A 16,306-nucleotide genomic window follows, 5' to 3' on the forward strand; every position below is an offset into this window, starting at 1 on the left:
TGGTTCAGTGTGTATCTCGAAAATCACGAACCGGTTAATTAACTCGATAAATATTTAAAAACAAAGTTATGAAAAAAAGTTTACTATTTCGCAATAGGGGCGGTTCTTTTTGTAAGATATGCTTGTGGGTTTGCCTGCTATTGGGAGTTACGAGCGTGAATGCTCAAGACGTTTTATCTAAAAAAATTACACTTGAATTGAAAGATGCCCCCATTATTGAGGTGTTGTTGGAAATTCAAAAACAAACGGATGTGAATTTTGCTTACGGGAAGACGCAATTGGAACAACTGAAACCCGTTACGCTTAGCGTGAAGCAAATGCCGTTGGAGGAGGTTTTGAAAATCGTGTTGAAAGATACCGGTTTTGAGTATGTTATTCAACAGAATACGGTAGTAATCAAGCGGAAAGGTGCTAAAACGCCTGAAGTAGCAAAAATCACAATCACGGGTAAAGTAACAGATAAGGATAATATTCCTTTGCCGGGAGTTACGATTTTGCTGAAAGGAACAACTTTAGGTATCACGACGGATATGGACGGAAAATACTCGCTCACGATTCCCGGCGTGGAGAATCCGGTTTTAGTTTTTTCATTCATTGGTATGAAAAAAGAGGAAATTGCTGTTGACGGGCGAAAAGTTATTGATGTTGTGCTGCAAGAAGAAAAAACAGAGGTAGAAGAAGTTGTTGTGACCGGTATCTATAATCGTAAGAAAGAAAGTTTTACCGGCTCTTCGCAAACTTATAAAGCGGAAGAATTGAAAGTAGTCGGTAATCAAAACTTATTGCAAAGTTTAAAAACACTGGATCCCGCTTTTGCTATTCTTGAAAACAATCAATACGGTTCCGACCCTAATCGCTTGCCCGACGTGGAAATCCGGGGAAAGAGTAGTATCGTCGGTTTCAAGGAGGAGTTCGGGGAAGATCCTAATCAGCCGTTATTTATTCTGGATGGTTTCGAGAGTTCTTTGCGCACGATTATGGACTTGAGTATGGATAGGATAGCTTCCGTCACTATATTGAAAGATGCGGCTTCCACTGCCATATACGGTGCAAAGGCTGCCAACGGGGTTATTGTCGTGGAAACAAAAGTTCCGGAAGCCGGTAAAATAAGATTAACGTATAACGGGAGTTTTGATGTGTCGTTTGCCGATTTGAGCGCTTATAACCTAATGAACGCGGCGGAAAAGTTGGAGTTTGAACGTTTGGCAGGAAATTTTTCTTCAAATGTTGTAACTCATGAAGAAGAGTTACAAATGCGTTATAATCGTTTGCTGGCGAACGTGAAGAAAGGTGTTGACACGTATTGGATGTCCGAGCCTTTGCGAATAGGTTTGAACCAACGTCATAATTTATACGTGCAAGGAGGTGACCAGCAGATTCGTTTCGGGTTGGGGCTGAATTACACGAATATAGAAGGTGTGATGAAAGAGTCGCGTCGTCAGTTGGTAAGTGGAAACTTGGATTTGTTGTACCGGGTTGGTAAATTGAATTTCCAAAATAAATTAACTCTTGATTTCACGAAGACCACGGACCCGATAGTTCCTTTCTCGGAGTATTCAAGAGCAAACCCGTATTACCCTAAATACAACGAGTTCGGGGGAATAGATAAATGGCTGGAAACACCGGGTGCAGGTGATACTCAAGCTTCAGACGGGGGAATCTACGTGCCGAATCCACTTTGGAATGCTTCATTGAACAGTTATAACGAGGGGGATACTTATGATATGCGCAATAATCTGGATATAGAATATCGTCCTTGGGATTTTTTGTATGTTCGCGGACGTATCGGGGTATCGAAATCGGTATCGACAACAGAAGTTTTTCGTTCACCGGAAGACACGCAATTCGATGAAACAGAGTCATTGAAAAAAGGTTCTTATTCTGATAGCCATTCCGAATCATTCGGGTATGACGGCTCCTTGACAGTAACTTACGGACAACTATTGGCAGATGCGCATCAAATCAATGCTGTTCTCGGGCTTTCTTTTTCGGAAAGCACCAGTGATTCTAAATCTTTTTCCGCGATAGGTTTCCCACGCGGAGATTATACTACACCCGGTTTTGCCAATTCGTACACGGAAAACAGTAAACCCGGTTATAGCGATGCCAAAAAGAGAGCGGTTAATTTTTATTTTAACGGTGGATATTCTTACATGAATCGCTATTTGCTGGATGTCAATTTAAGAGCTGACGGTTCATCTGTATTTGGGTCTAACAAGCGTTTCACCACGACGTGGGCTATCGGGTTGGCATGGAATCTTCATAACGAGGATTTTATAAAGAATAACACGAATTTGTTTTCCATGTTGAAAATCAGAGCTTCTATCGGTAACCCGGGTAACCAAAATTTCGGTTCATTCAAAACGATTAATACTTACAAGTTTAACAACTGGATGCAGAATAATTTTGGCACGGGTATTTTGGTAGACGCCTTTGGAGATCCGGATTTGGATTGGCAGAAGACATTGGATAAAAATATTGGCGCGGATGTGAGTATGTTCAATAATCGATTCCATGTTACTTTTGATTATTACCACAAATTGACGGATCCTTTATTAGCCTCCATCGGGGTTGCCATGTCCGTGGGAGTCACTTCCCGTTTGGCAAATATCGGAAAGCAAGTTGACAAAGGATTTAACGGAACGATAAAATACTCTTTCATTTATAAGCCTAAAGAGCGTGTAAATCTGACAACGAGTTTGACTTTCCGGAGAAGCAAGGCGTATTATGATGGCATCGAAACGAAATTGGGAAAATACAACAACGAGAATATCGGGAAAAATTTGTCCCGTTATTTTGACGGCGATAGCCCGACAGCTTTATGGACCGTTCGTTCGGAGGGAATTGACCCTGCCACGGGAAAAGAAATTTTCTTGACAAAAGACGGACGTAGAACATTTACTTACGATTATGAAAATGAAGTACTTGTAGGTGATACTCGTCCGGATTTGGAGGGGGTATTCGGCAATGTTTTGTATTTTAAAGGTCTTTCGGCTAGTATTTATTTCAGGTATAGTTTTGGGGCTGATGCGTTCAACTCTACTTTGTACAACAAGGTGGAAAATATTTCGAGAGAAGGTTTACAAAAGAATCAAGACAAACGCGCGCTGTATGACCGTTGGAAAGAACCGGGGGACAAGGCCAGATTCAAAGGAATTGCCTTGACGGATGTTACCCAAATGTCATCTCGTTTCGTGCAGAAAAATAATTATATCGTGCTGGAGTCCGTTCGATTGGGATACGAATTGCCGTACAATTGGATAAAGAAGACGGGTTTTTCAGGAATGTCGTTAAGTGCCTACATGAATGATATTTGCCGGATTGCTTCTTTGAAAGACGAACGCGGTATTGATTATCCGTTCGCGAGAAGTGTTACGTTTGCTATCTCGGTTAATTTTTAATTTTTGACAATTATGAAAACGAAATTTATATCTGTTTTTCTCCTATTAGCTGGAATATGTAGTGGATGTTCCGATTGGTTGGATGTGAAACCCAGTGACAGAATATCGGAAAAAACAGCTTTTTCAACTATTGCCGGTTTTGAAGAAGCGTTAAATGGTATTTACGTTGAATTGAACAACGATAACTTGTACGGTCGGGCACTAACATGTGAATTCGTGGAAATCTTGGCACAGCGTTACGCTATCCCGGAAGAGAATAAGAGTCTCTATTCTTTAGCGAATTACGAGTATGATGGAGCTTATTCCAAGAGTAAAATTGAATCTATTTGGCAAAAGGCTTATAGCTTGATTGCCAATACTAATCTGTTGATAAAGAATTGTGAGGTAAACCGTGCTGTTCTCTCGGACGATTACTATCATTTGTGCCGGGGTGAAGCATTGGCTTTACGCGGAATGTTGCATTTTGATTTATTCCGTTTATTCGGACCGGTTTACGGGGCTTCCTCGGAAACACTTCCTTATTACGAAGAGTTCGTGTTAGATGTAAACCCTTCTTTGCCGAGCGATAAGTTTATGGGTAAGGTGATAGAAGATTTACTGAACGCGGAGAAAGAGTTGGAGATTGATCCTATTATTACGCATGGAGTCCAAGGCGATTCAAGAAATGTCTTTTTCCAATATCGTAATTTACGTCTTAATTATTATGCAGTACAGGCTTTGTTAGCCCGGGTTTACATGTATATCGGAAATACGGAGAAAGCGAAAGAATATGCGCTGAAAATTATTGAAATATCGGAAAAGTTATTCCCGTGGGTGGATCCGATGACGATGGGAACTGATGGGACTATTCCCGATAGGATGTTTTCGACCGAGGTATTATTCGCATTGCAAAATTTGAATCGTAATTCAATATTTACCTCTCTGTTTGACGCGCAAAATCTGAAATTGCAATCATCATTACTGATTCCCCGTTTCGATGTTGTAAGACAAGTTTTTCAAAAAGCAGGAGGCTCGGGAGCTGATTACCGGTATAAATATTTTTTGTCTTCCGCTACATTTGACTTTGATGGAGAGAGTTATGCACTTTATGACCGTTATCAAGGGCAAGATTCATTGTACCAGCAAATGATACCTATGTTAAGAACAAGCGAGATGTATATGATTGCCACGGAGGTGACAGAAGATCCCGAGGAAGCAACCGACTATCTTAATACCTTGCGGGTAAACCGGGGATTGCGTGAGATCTCTTCGACACAAGTAGAACAGTCTTTGGAAGCGGAATGGCTTAGGGAGTTATATGGAGAGGGGCAATTGTTTTTCTATTACAAACGGAAAATGAAAACAGAGATTCAATCGGCATATGATCCGTACGGAACGAAAACAATCAATCTGTTGAGATATGTATTACCCATTCCAGACGGGGAAACAAAATATAATTAAAGTTTAAGTTATGAAACGAATTATTTATATGCTTATCCTGTTCATGATCTTTTTTGGAGCATGCGAGGAAAAAATAGATGTATACGAGGGTGCAAGTGGGATTTATTTTGACCCGACGGAAGCTGTGTTAGACACAATTGTAGTGCCATGGGGATTGAAGAATTTAGACATAAAGACGCAAAATATGAATCTGCGAGTGTGCTTGTTGGGAGATGTGGCTGATTATGACCGAAAATTCACGATTCAGGTAATCGCAGATGAACAAGATACTTTGAGTGCCGTGGAGGGCGAAGATTTCCGTCTTCTGCAAAAAGAATACGCGATTCTCGCGGGAAAAGCGGATGCGTTGGTGGAAATCGAGTTGTTGCGGGCTGATGATCTTATCGAACGTCCCCGGCGTTTTACGTTACGACTGGAAGAAACTCCGGAATTGGGATTCCTGTATTCTCGTATGCAAACATTAATTGATACTGCTCAAGTAACTTCACTGCGAGCGATAGATTATCAACGTGTCATACACATGGATGAACGTTTTCAAACCCCCGTGTGGTGGTCGCTTTATGGCGAAAACTTCTTTGGTAAATTCTCAACGAAAAAGGCTATATTTATTTGTGACCAAATGGGGTACGATCGTGAGGATTTTGTTGCTTCTTTCGTGGAAAGCGGTTTGAATGAAGGTAAGTTGAGATTTGCCGCGAGATACTTGCATGAATACCTTCAGGAGCATCCCGAATTGGATGAGGATGGAGAACCGATGACAATGGGACCTGATGCGCAGAAATAATTTTAAATATAGCTAAATAAGAGCGTTATGAAAAGATATTTGTTTTATATATTATTGGGGTGGTGGGCATTTTCCTCCTGTTTCGATGACAAGGGAAATTACGATTATCGCGAGATTAACGAGTTGTCCATTGCCGGAATCGGCAGGGATACGACTTACACGCTGATGGCTTTCGCGGATGTACTTCGTCTGCAACCGGAAATAGCTTCTACTTTAGAAAAGGATGAATCCGAGTACGAGTATGAATGGAAATTGATTCCCAGTGGAATAGATATTAATGAAGTGAAAGACGGGGAAGATTTTGTTATCGGTCGAGATAAAAACTTGGAATGGTTAGCCGAGGCGAATGCCGGCACTTACGCCGGGTTTTATATCGTGACGGACAAATCAACGGGAGTAGCCTATCGGGAGCGTTTTTCCGTACGTTTGACAACAATGATGAGTGAAGGATGGTTGGTGCTTTGTGACATGGGGGGAGAAGCTCGTCTTGATATGGTAGTCAATAGGGATGAAACAATGGATATTATTGCCAAGAATATTTGGGCAAACCAAGATTTTTCAGTGGGGAAACCCTTGAAGTTACTTCCTTGCTGGTTCCGTAATAAACATTCTCGTATGTTACTTGTTTCGGAGAAAGGTACTTACGAGATTGATAAATCGGATATGCACGTGGGTGAAGATACCGATTTCAAATGGTTTTTTGGAATTGTTCCGGAAGTGGTAAATCTTCAGATGGCTAAGTTCTCGCAACGTTGTACCCAAGGAGAAGACCGTTGGACACTTGTTACAGAAAGCGGGGATGTCTATTCCGAGCTTGCCGCTAACGGGGTCGGTTTTTTCGGGTATCCGGTGAATTTTATCAAGGGGGAACGGTTCGAGGCGGCTCCTTTCGTCGGGGTGATGAATCGCTGGATTTATATCGCCGGTGCTTCGGACCCGGTTCCGGTGATGCTATATGATGCCACGAATCGTCAGTTTGTGAATATTAAGCAAAAAGAGACTTATCCCTCCGTGATGGAATTTTCCGGGGATAAAAAGTTTGATGCACGAACCGGGCGGGATTTTGTAGCAGGGGCGAGTACGTATAGTTCGTTGGGCGAAGGGCTCAATTGGGTTGTTTTGAAAGACCCGAACACGAGGAGGCATTACGCTTATGGGATTCTCATGGGATACGACGAGAAAAACGAACAAAGGTTCTACGAGGAGATTAAAGGTCCCGGCTTGGAAAATGCGACTCAATTTGCCTTTAGTAATAACTATAATCATATTTATTATCTCAGTAACAACACGATTTATGCTTTTGACGTTGCTTATCCCGACGAAGAAGCGATACCGGTATTGACATTCCCGGGAGAAAAGATAAAAGTGATAAAATTTGAACCTTTGGTGTCTAATAATTCTTGGGGTGCTACTGATTCATGGCAAAGAAAACGCGCTTGGCGCCTAATCGTGGGGTCCACGGTGGATGGTATGGATGAATCGGAATGTGGTGTCATGCGGACCTACGATACTCCTCAAGATTTGCGGAAAGGTAAGTTTGAACTACATAAAAAACACGATAAACTGGGAAATATTGTGGATATCACGTATAAAGAACCTGATAAAAATTAAATATTGATGAAAATGAATTGGATAGTCTGGTTAGGCAGTATGATTTTGGCTGCCTGCCAACCCTCTCCTCGTTACGTGGTAGAGGGACAGATAACCGGTTACGAGGGGCGAATATTGTTGGTTACCCCGAGAGTGACGGGAACGTGGGATACCTTGGGAAATGTATTATCGGCAGATGGCACGTTTCTCTTTGAAGGAAGTGTAAAAGAACCGGTTATGGCGGAAATCGTGGCTCCGGACACGAGATTACGAGTGCCTATACTTGTTGAAAATAGCGAGTTTAAAGTGGAAGCGAATATACCGGATGTTTCAACTTATGTCATAAATGGAGGGGGAGTCCTGCAACAGCAACGGAATGAATTGCGGAAAAAAGAGTTGGAGATAAAGATGCAAAAAGATTCGATGCGATTAGAATACGAGAAAATTTACGGCAATGATTACTTCGGTAAACTGCAAATACGTGGTTTATTGTCTAAAATGGATGAGCGTTATAGTGAAGTTGAGAGTGATTTTGTTCGTCAACACGATAATCTTGTCGGTGCTGCCGTCGTGTACGGGCGTATGCAAACTTTTTACAGGGCAAAACGTCTACACGAGAGATATGCTTTGCTGGGTGAAAACGCTCGTAAAACAGTGCCGGGGCTTTTAATGAAGCCGTATGTTGATAAAGAGTCACGAATCATCGTCGGGGGAACCGCTCCCGATTTCAAAATGGTAACTCCCGAAGGAGATTCGCTTTCTTTGTATGATATAAAAGCAAAAGTAAAAATACTGGATTTTTGGGCTTCTTGGTGTGGACCTTGTCGTGCGGAAAATCCTAATGTCCGGAAAATTTATCGCAAGTATAAAGACGCGGGATTGGAAATCGTAAGTGTATCTTTTGATACCAAAAAAGAGGCATGGATACGAGCGATTCAAGAGGATAAATTAAACTGGATTCATTTGTCTGATTTAAAAGGATGGAGTAGCATAGCTTCCAACCTGTATGAAGTTCACGGCATTCCTTACGTTTTCGTGTTGGATGAAAACAATCGAATTATAGCTGAAAGCCTAAGGGGAGAAGCATTGGAAGAATGTATTGTTGCAGCTTTGAAAGGAACGGAATAGGCTTGTTTCTTTAATAACTATTTGAAAATGTGGAGGGTGTGTTTCGACACACCCTCTCGTCCATAAGGCCTGAAAGTCTGACAATATCAAGATACGGAAAGGTCAAGCACGGGAAAGGGAAAAGATGTTCTCACGTCGGGTTATCGGAGTTCAGTCGTTTCGAAACGGCTGGACAATGACGGAATAACGGTTGAAGAACGAGAGAAGGGGCTGATTGAGGTCTTAACGTGAATTGTAATATCTTTATTGTCTTGCTTAATAATGTTCTAAATCTCGTTGATTTTGCCTAACTTTGTGGTTTAAATGCAAGAGAAATGAGCAACGGGTTATATCCTATCGGTATTCAGAATTTTGAGAGCCTGCGGAAAGACGGGTATCTTTACGTGGACAAAACAAGGTTGATTTATAGGCTGGTAAAATCAGGGCGTTACTATTTTTTGAGTCGTCCGCGTCGGTTCGGGAAAAGTTTGCTTATCTCGACGATTGAGGCTTATTTTCAAGGAAAACGTGAGGTGTTTCATGGTCTTGCCATGGAGGAGTTGGAAAAAGAGTGGCTGCAACATCCTATTCTGCATCTTGATTTGAATATCGAGAAGTATGATTCCGTCGAGAGCTTGGGCAATATTCTCAATGACAACTTGACCCGGTGGGAGAACCTTTACGGGCGGGAAGCGTCGGAGGTGTCGTTCTCGTTACGATTCGCCGGGGTTATTCGTCGGGCTCACGAGCGGACGGGGCAACGGGTGGTAATTCTTGTTGACGAGTACGATAAGCCGATGTTGCAGGCCATCAATAACGAAGGGTTGCAACGGGAATTTCGCAATACGTTGAAACCGTTTTACGGGGTTTTGAAAACCATGGACGGGGATATCAAGTTCGCTTTATTGACAGGTGTTACCAAGTTCGGGAAAGTCAGCGTGTTCAGTGACCTCAATAATCTGAATGATATATCCATGGATAACCAGTATGTCGCTATATGCGGGATGACGGGGGAAGAGATTCATCGTTATTTCGAGGCTGATTTGCACGAATTGGCTTCTGCCCAGAACATGACGTACGAGGAGGTATGCGCCCGGTTGAAAGAGTCTTATGACGGGTATCATTTCGTGGAAAATTCCGAGGGAATTTACAATCCCTTTAGCGTGTTGAACACCTTTTACAAGATGAAATTCGGTAGTTACTGGTTTGAAACGGGAACCCCGACTTATCTGGTGGAATTGTTACAGAAGAACCATTATAATTTGGAACAAATGTCCCGGGAGGAAACGAGCGCAGAGGTGTTGAACAGTATCTACGCGGACGAGAGCCCGATTCCCGTGATTTATCAAAGCGGGTATCTCACGATTAAGGATTATGACCCCCGCTTTGAGAATTATGTTCTTGGATTCCCGAATCGTGAAGTGGAGGAGGGATTTGTCAAGTTTTTGATGCCGTTTTACACGAGAGTGAACAAGGTGGAAACACCTTTCGAGATACAACAGTTTACACGAGAGATTGAAACCGGTAAGCCGGATGCTTTCTTGTGTAGGCTTCAGAGTTTTTTTGCCGATACGCCTTACGAGATTATCCGGAATTTGGAAGTGCATTACCAGAATGTACTTTTCATTGTTTTTCGTTTGGTGGGCTTTTACGTGAAAGTCGAGTATCACACGTCGGAGGGAAGGGTTGATTTGGTGTTGCAGACAGACCGTTATATTTACGTGATGGAGTTCAAGTTGGATGGAACGGCGGCGGAGGCTCTGCGTCAGATAGAGGAGAAGCATTACGCTCGCCCGTTCGAGGCTGATTCCCGGCAGTTGTTCCGGATAGGAATTAATTTTGACAATAAAACTCGAAATATCGGGGAGTGGATAGTGGAATGAAAATAGGTAATAAATATTTAACAGAATGCAGATATTAAAGAAATATTGGAAAGACTTTGTCATTTTTTGGGGATTGTTCGTGATATTCGTGGGAGGAATATTTTTCTTTTTTTACTTGGTTTCCGACGGGAAATTAGGTTTTATGCCCACGTTCGAGGAGTTGGAAAATCCGAATAATAGTTTTGCGACAGAGGTGTATTCTGCTGACGGGAAAATCATCGGGAAATATTTCGAGGGTAGCGAGAACCGTCGTTACATGGAATATAAAGATATTCCCCAGAGCGTGATTGACGCATTGATAGCCACGGAGGACGTACGTTTTTATGAACATAGCGGTATTGACGTGCGTGGTCTGTTCCGTGTGGCAAAAGGAATGGCGACAGGTAATTCGGCTGCCGGGGGAGGTAGCACGATTACCCAACAGCTGGCAAAGATGTTATTCCCCAGAGAGGCAAACCAGAACTTCATGGAATTGGCGATGCGTAAGTTCCGGGAATGGGTGATTGCCGTGAAGTTGGAAAAGAGCTACACGAAAGAGGAAATCATCACCATGTATCTCAATAAATTTGACTTTTTGAATTTGGCGGTTGGTATTAACTCCGCGGCAAATATTTATTTCTCTACTTCTCCCGATTCATTACGGGTAGAGCAATCGGCCATGTTGGTGGGTATGGCGAAAAATCCTTCACTTTTCAATCCCGTGCGCCGACCGGATAAAACGTTGGGACGCCGGAACGTGGTGTTGAGCCAGATGTTGAAATATGACAAGATTTCTGAAACGGAATACGATTCTTTGAAGAATTTGCCGTTGGGACTGGATTTTCATAAAGAAGACCATAAAGAGGGTATCGCTACTTATTTCCGGGAATATATGCGTTTGTACCTGACAGCTAATAAACCGGAAAAGAAGAATTACAAATGGAATAAAGATCAATATGCCGTTGATTCGCTGGCATGGGAGAGGGACCCGCTTTACGGGTGGTGTAACAAGAATCTGAAATCCGACGGTTCCCGTTATAATATTTATACTGATGGGTTGAAGATTTACACGACTCTGGATTCCCGGATGCAAAAGTACGCGGAGGAGGCGGTGACCGAGCATTTAGGGGGAACGTTGCAACCGACTTTTATGGCGGAAAGAAAGCATAAAGCGAATCCGCCTTTCTCCAATGACCTGACAAAGGAAGCGATTAATGAAATTTTGAATACTTCTATCCGGCGCACGGAGCGCTATCGCTCCATGAACAAGGCTGGCAAGAGTTTTGCCGAAATCAAGAAAGAGTTCGCTAAACCGATAGCCATGTCTGTTTTCACGTGGAATGGAGTGCGTGACACGACAATGAGTCCGTTGGATTCTCTGAAACATTATAAATCGTTCTTCCGTGCCGGATTTATGGCAATGGAACCCGCTACCGGACATATCAAGGCGTACGTGGGAGGTCCTAATTATCATTATTTCCAGTATGATATGGTGAGCACGGGTAAACGGCAGATCGGATCTACTATTAAGCCGATTCTTTACACCTTGGCGATGCAGGAGGGATTGGAGCCCTGTCAGAAAGTGTTGAACGTGCAGCAAACTTTCGTGTTGCCGGACGGGACTACATGGACGCCCCGCAATTCGACAAATAAGCGTGAGGGTGAGATGGTTACTTTGAAATGGGGGTTGGCGAACTCGGTAAATAATATTTCCGGTTGGGTATTGAAGCAATTTACCCCGGAGGCAGTGGTACAGATGGCTCATAGAATGGGTATTAACAGTTTTATAGATCCGGTGCCTGCTATATTCTTGGGTTCTTCGGAAGTTTCCGTGAAAGAGATGGTTTCCGCTTTTTCCGTGTACGCGAATAAAGGAGTGTACAATTCGCCGATAATGGTGACCAAGATAGAGGATAAGTACGGTAATTTATTGGCGACGTTCCAGCCCGAATCCCGAGAGGTAATCACGGAGAATACGGCTTATTTGATGGCAAATCTTTTGAAAGGTGTTATTGATGAAGGAACCGGTATCCGGTTGCGCTATCGTTATAAATTTACCAATCCGATCGGTGGGAAGACCGGAACGACACAGAATCACTCCGACGGTTGGTTTATCGGAATCACTCCCGATCTTGCCGGGGGAGTGTGGGTTGGAGCTGAAGACCGTTCCATCCATTTCCAGAACTTGGCGAATGGTCAAGGAGCCAGTATGGCTCTCCCGATTTGGGCATTATTTATGCAAAAAGTATATGCCGATAAATCGCTTGCCGTTCCGCAACGAGATTTCGAAAAACCGAATGGCGTGAATAAAGTCCTTGATTGTGATGATGAGGGTGACGAGGTGGTCACTGAATCCGATTTCGTGGATGAAATTTTTGACTGATACAATTGAAAATTGAAAGTTGAAAATTGAAAATGAAAGAGGAAAATATTGTTGCGGGGAAGTCTTTCCGATTTGCGGTACGGATAGTTAATTTGTACAAGTTTTTATGTGCAGAGCGTAAGGAGTTTGTGTTGTCGAAACAGTTGCTTAGGAGTGGGACGTCGATTGGAGCGTTGATTAGAGAGAGTGAACACGCGCAGTCTAAAGCAGATTTCATTAATAAAGTGAATATAGCTTTAAAAGAGGCCAATGAAACGGAATATTGGCTTCTATTGCTGAAAGAAACAGATTATTTAACCGAGTCAGAGTTTGATTCTATCATAGGGGAGAGCCGTGAATTAATCCGGCTTACAGCAAGTATAGTAAAAACAACAAAATTGAACGTTGAAAACTAATCATTTTCAATTTTCAATTTTCAATTTTCAATTGTTATGGTGAAATCTAAGACCGTTTACGTTTGCCAGAATTGCGGGGCGAAAGAATCCAAGTGGGTAGGGAAATGTGCCACTTGTGGAGAGTGGAATAGTTTTGTGGAGGAAGTGGAAGTTGCCGTGAAGGGGAAACGGGCGGCTTCTATTATCGGGAACAGTTCTTCCCGCCCGTTGAGGTTATCGGAGGTGAAAACCAATGCCGACGAACGGATGGATACGGGCGACGGGGAATTGAACCGGGTGTTGGGAGGCGGAATTGTACCGGGATCTATGATTTTGTTGGGCGGAGAGCCGGGCATCGGGAAATCCACTCTTATCTTGCAATTTGCCTTGCATAATCATAACGGGAAGGTGCTTTACGTGTCGGGGGAGGAAAGTGTATCCCAGATCAAGATGCGGGCACAACGTTTGGGTGCGGAGAATGACGATTGTTTGTTTCTTTCCGGTAATTCACTGGAAGCGGTGCTGGAACATTCCCGTGCACTGGAACCGAAACTGTTGATTATCGATTCCATTCAGACATTGTCTACCGAAACGGTGGATGCTATCCCGGGAAGTCTTTCACAAATACGGGAATGCACGAATGTATTGTTGCGTTTCTCCAAAGAAAATACAATTACCACGATATTGATCGGACATATCACGAAAGACGGTCAGCTGGCCGGTCCCAAGATTTTGGAACATATGGTGGATACCGTGTTACAGTTCGAGGGTGACCAACAACACATGTATCGCATCCTGCGTTCCATGAAGAACCGTTTCGGTTCGACGTCCGAGATCGGGATATACGAGATGCTGCAATCCGGTTTACGTCAGGTAGCAAATCCTTCCGAGTTGCTCCTTTCCAATCATGACCAGAATTTAAGCGGGGTGGCGGTTGCCGCCACGATGGAAGGCGTCAGAACGATTTTGTTGGAAGTGCAGGCATTGGTAAGCACGGCTGCTTACGGGACGCCCCAGAGGTCTGCAACGGGCTTTGACACTCGTCGTTTGAATATGTTGTTGGCGGTGCTTGAAAAACGGGTAGGATTCCGTTTGGCGGCAAAGGATGTTTTTCTGAATATTGCGGGAGGTATTCGGGTGAGTGACCCTGCCTTGGATCTCGGCGTGGTTATGGCTGTACTTTCCTCGAATATTGACGCCCCGATACCGTCGGACACGGTATTTGCCGGGGAAGTCGGGCTTTCGGGTGAAATACGTGCCGTTAGTCGTATCGAGCAACGGGTATTGGAAGCCGAGAAATTGGGGTTCCAACAGATATTCGTGCCGTCGGGGAATAAAAAGGCGCTTGTCAAAACTCCGGCACATATAAACGTGAAATTCGTGTCCCGAATAGGAGATATTTGCAGGGATTTGTTCGGTTCATAGATTGTTATCCACCATGTGTTTTCGTAGGATGATGACCGCTTCCCGCCGTTTATTATAGACGGTTTGGAGAGCGATACCCAGTTTTGATGCAATCTCTTCCGGTTTCCAACCTTCGAGATACATACGAATCACTGTGGCGTAATCTTCGGGCAGGATTTGAAGGGAATCGTACAGGGTTTTGTACAGTTCCACACGTTCCATATCGTCCGAGAATTCATATTCTACTTTACACTCCAATTCGAAACGTTGCTGATGTCCCAAATGTTTTAATTTATTCTTGTATGCGTTTTTCAGGGCGATAAAACAGAATGTCTTAATGTATGCCAGCGTGGGAAATTGAACAGAACTTCGCTTCCATATATCGGCCATGACATCTTGGATAATATCTTCGGACGGGATGTTGAGAGATTCAAACAAACTAGTAGCGTATAGATATAGTTCCCTGTATATCATACGATAAACAATCCCGAACACACGTGCATCCCGTTGATTAAATAATTTTAAAAGTTGATCATCCGAATAGTCTGAATGAAACGTCATATACCTTCTATTTTTGCAAATGTAATTTTTTTTTCAAAAAGAATAGTTTTTCACGGTAGTTTTTCATGTTTCGATTTATATATACGTAAAAGCATAAGCTATGAAAACTGAAAAAGATATAGAAAAAATCATAGATACGATAAAAATCCCCTCAGACAAAGAAGTGGAGGCTGCCGGACTTCGCTTTGACAGACGTCTCCGCCGGATGAAGTTGCGTCGTCGCTTGATTTGGGGTACGAGTTCTGCAGCAGCAGTGATTCTGTTTGGGATAATTTTTACTTTGTTGTGGATAAATGAGCCGGAACATAAGTTGGTTGAAGCTGTGAAGGTGACCAAGGTCGTGAAGGTTGAAAATAAAGTTGCTGTTCCCACGTTGATTCTTTCCGGCGGTAATAGTGTGAACTTGCAGAAAGAAAATGTAGGGGAAACAATTAATGGGTCGAATATTCGGGTGGAAGAGAATCATATCGCTTATGACTCGATGGTGAATAATACCCGGGGGGTGGAGTACAACGCACTTGTGATTCCTGCCGGATATATGTACAATGTTACGCTTGCCGACGGAACTCGGGTAATGTTGAATGCAGGAAGTCGTTTGAAATATCCGGTCGAGTTTATCGGGGAACGGCGTGAAGTGGAGCTTTCCGGAGAAGCATTTTTTGATGTTACGAAGTCGGAAAAACCGTTCGAGGTAAATGTATCCGGTTCGAAAATTCGGGTTTATGGAACACGATTCAATGTTAAAACAACTCGATTGAATACGCTCGAAGCGGTGTTGGTTGAAGGTAATATAGGGTTCCAATCACCTAACAGAAATGAGATCCGAATTACGCCGGGTGAACAAGTTTCTTATGATTCCGGCTCCGGTCATGTTGAAGTGCGGCAAGTGGATACCCGATACGCTACGGCATGGATGGACGGGGTATTTAAATATCAAGATAAAAAATTGAATTTAGTATTGGAAGATATCTCTGCGTGGTATGGAGTTGAATTTGAACCACAGGTCGATATTACAATAATTGAAGTAACCATGAATCTGAACAAGAAAACTCCGATCAATGAAGTGATTTCGTTTATCGAGTTGATGACAAATTGTAAATTCGTAAAAGAAAGGGGGCATTACATTATAAAGAGATAACAGAAAATCCAAAAAGATATCCCGCAAGGCGGGATAATCTTAGAGCAAATTGCGATTACATAAAATTGGACCTTTAGCGATCGCAATGTGTTACTAAATGATATTTACTTTTTAATCAAATAGTATTACAAATTTATGCAAAAAAAATCAAGAGCGGTATGCTTATCGCCTAAAAAATACGTATTGTGCATTTTTTTTATGCTTGCTACGTTTAGTTCCATACCATTGAGTATGTGCGGGGCTACGAATCATATATTTGACA

The 16,306-nt window shown here is 42.9% G+C and carries 11 protein-coding genes; 10 read left to right on the forward strand and 1 reads right to left on the reverse strand.

The genetic code is table 11. From position 1 onward, the window contains the following. Positions 1-68 precede the first annotated feature (68 nt). From H8S64_RS03350 to radA, 9 genes are all read left to right on the forward strand, one after another. Positions 69-3,401, forward strand: coding sequence for a SusC/RagA family TonB-linked outer membrane protein (locus H8S64_RS03350; RefSeq protein ID WP_186974928.1), 3,333 nt, complete (start codon positions 69-71; stop codon positions 3,399-3,401). A 12-nt stretch (positions 3,402-3,413) separates the two neighbouring features. Further along, complete coding sequence (locus tag H8S64_RS03355) at positions 3,414-4,841, forward strand: RagB/SusD family nutrient uptake outer membrane protein (protein ID WP_186974929.1); 1,428 nt, start codon at positions 3,414-3,416, stop codon at positions 4,839-4,841. A gap of 10 nt (positions 4,842-4,851) precedes the next feature. Next, positions 4,852-5,625: a DUF4843 domain-containing protein gene (locus H8S64_RS03360; protein WP_186974930.1), complete on the forward strand. Its 774-nt coding sequence runs from the start codon at positions 4,852-4,854 to the stop codon at positions 5,623-5,625. Positions 5,626-5,652: 27 nt separating this feature from the next. Next, on the forward strand, positions 5,653-7,236 hold the full coding sequence (locus H8S64_RS03365) for a PKD-like family lipoprotein (RefSeq protein ID WP_186974931.1): 1,584 nt from the start codon (positions 5,653-5,655) through the stop codon (positions 7,234-7,236). 12 nt (positions 7,237-7,248) lie between these two features. After that, entirely contained in the window at positions 7,249-8,343 is a 1,095-nt protein-coding gene (locus tag H8S64_RS03370) for a TlpA disulfide reductase family protein (protein ID WP_186974932.1), read from the forward strand. Positions 8,344-8,657: 314 nt separating this feature from the next. Next, positions 8,658-10,205: an ATP-binding protein gene (locus tag H8S64_RS03375; protein ID WP_186974933.1), complete on the forward strand. Its 1,548-nt coding sequence runs from the start codon at positions 8,658-8,660 to the stop codon at positions 10,203-10,205. 31 nt (positions 10,206-10,236) lie between these two features. Beyond that, positions 10,237-12,567 (forward strand): transglycosylase domain-containing protein, encoded by a 2,331-nt coding sequence (locus tag H8S64_RS03380; protein ID WP_186975009.1) that lies wholly within the window; start codon positions 10,237-10,239, stop codon positions 12,565-12,567. A 32-nt stretch (positions 12,568-12,599) separates the two neighbouring features. Continuing rightward, on the forward strand, positions 12,600-12,962 hold the full coding sequence (locus H8S64_RS03385) for a four helix bundle protein (RefSeq protein WP_099291400.1): 363 nt from the start codon (positions 12,600-12,602) through the stop codon (positions 12,960-12,962). 36 nt (positions 12,963-12,998) lie between these two features. Beyond that, positions 12,999-14,366, forward strand: a complete 1,368-nt coding sequence (gene radA, locus H8S64_RS03390; protein ID WP_186974934.1) for a DNA repair protein RadA — start codon at positions 12,999-13,001, stop codon at positions 14,364-14,366. Here radA and H8S64_RS03395 read toward each other — a convergent pair. Beyond that, entirely contained in the window at positions 14,361-14,906 is a 546-nt protein-coding gene (locus tag H8S64_RS03395) for an RNA polymerase sigma factor (protein ID WP_186974935.1), read from the reverse strand. The two genes, radA and H8S64_RS03395, sit on opposite strands and share 6 nt — an antisense overlap. Before the next feature lie 100 nt (positions 14,907-15,006). Here H8S64_RS03395 and H8S64_RS03400 point away from each other — a divergent pair, with 100 nt between their 5' ends. Continuing rightward, entirely contained in the window at positions 15,007-16,044 is a 1,038-nt protein-coding gene (locus H8S64_RS03400) for a FecR family protein (protein WP_186974936.1), read from the forward strand. The last annotated feature ends 262 nt before the right edge of the window (positions 16,045-16,306 follow it).

Origin of the sequence: Butyricimonas hominis (assembly GCF_014287455.1) — a bacterium.
GTDB classification, from domain to species: Bacteria; Bacteroidota; Bacteroidia; order Bacteroidales; family Marinifilaceae; genus Butyricimonas; species Butyricimonas muris.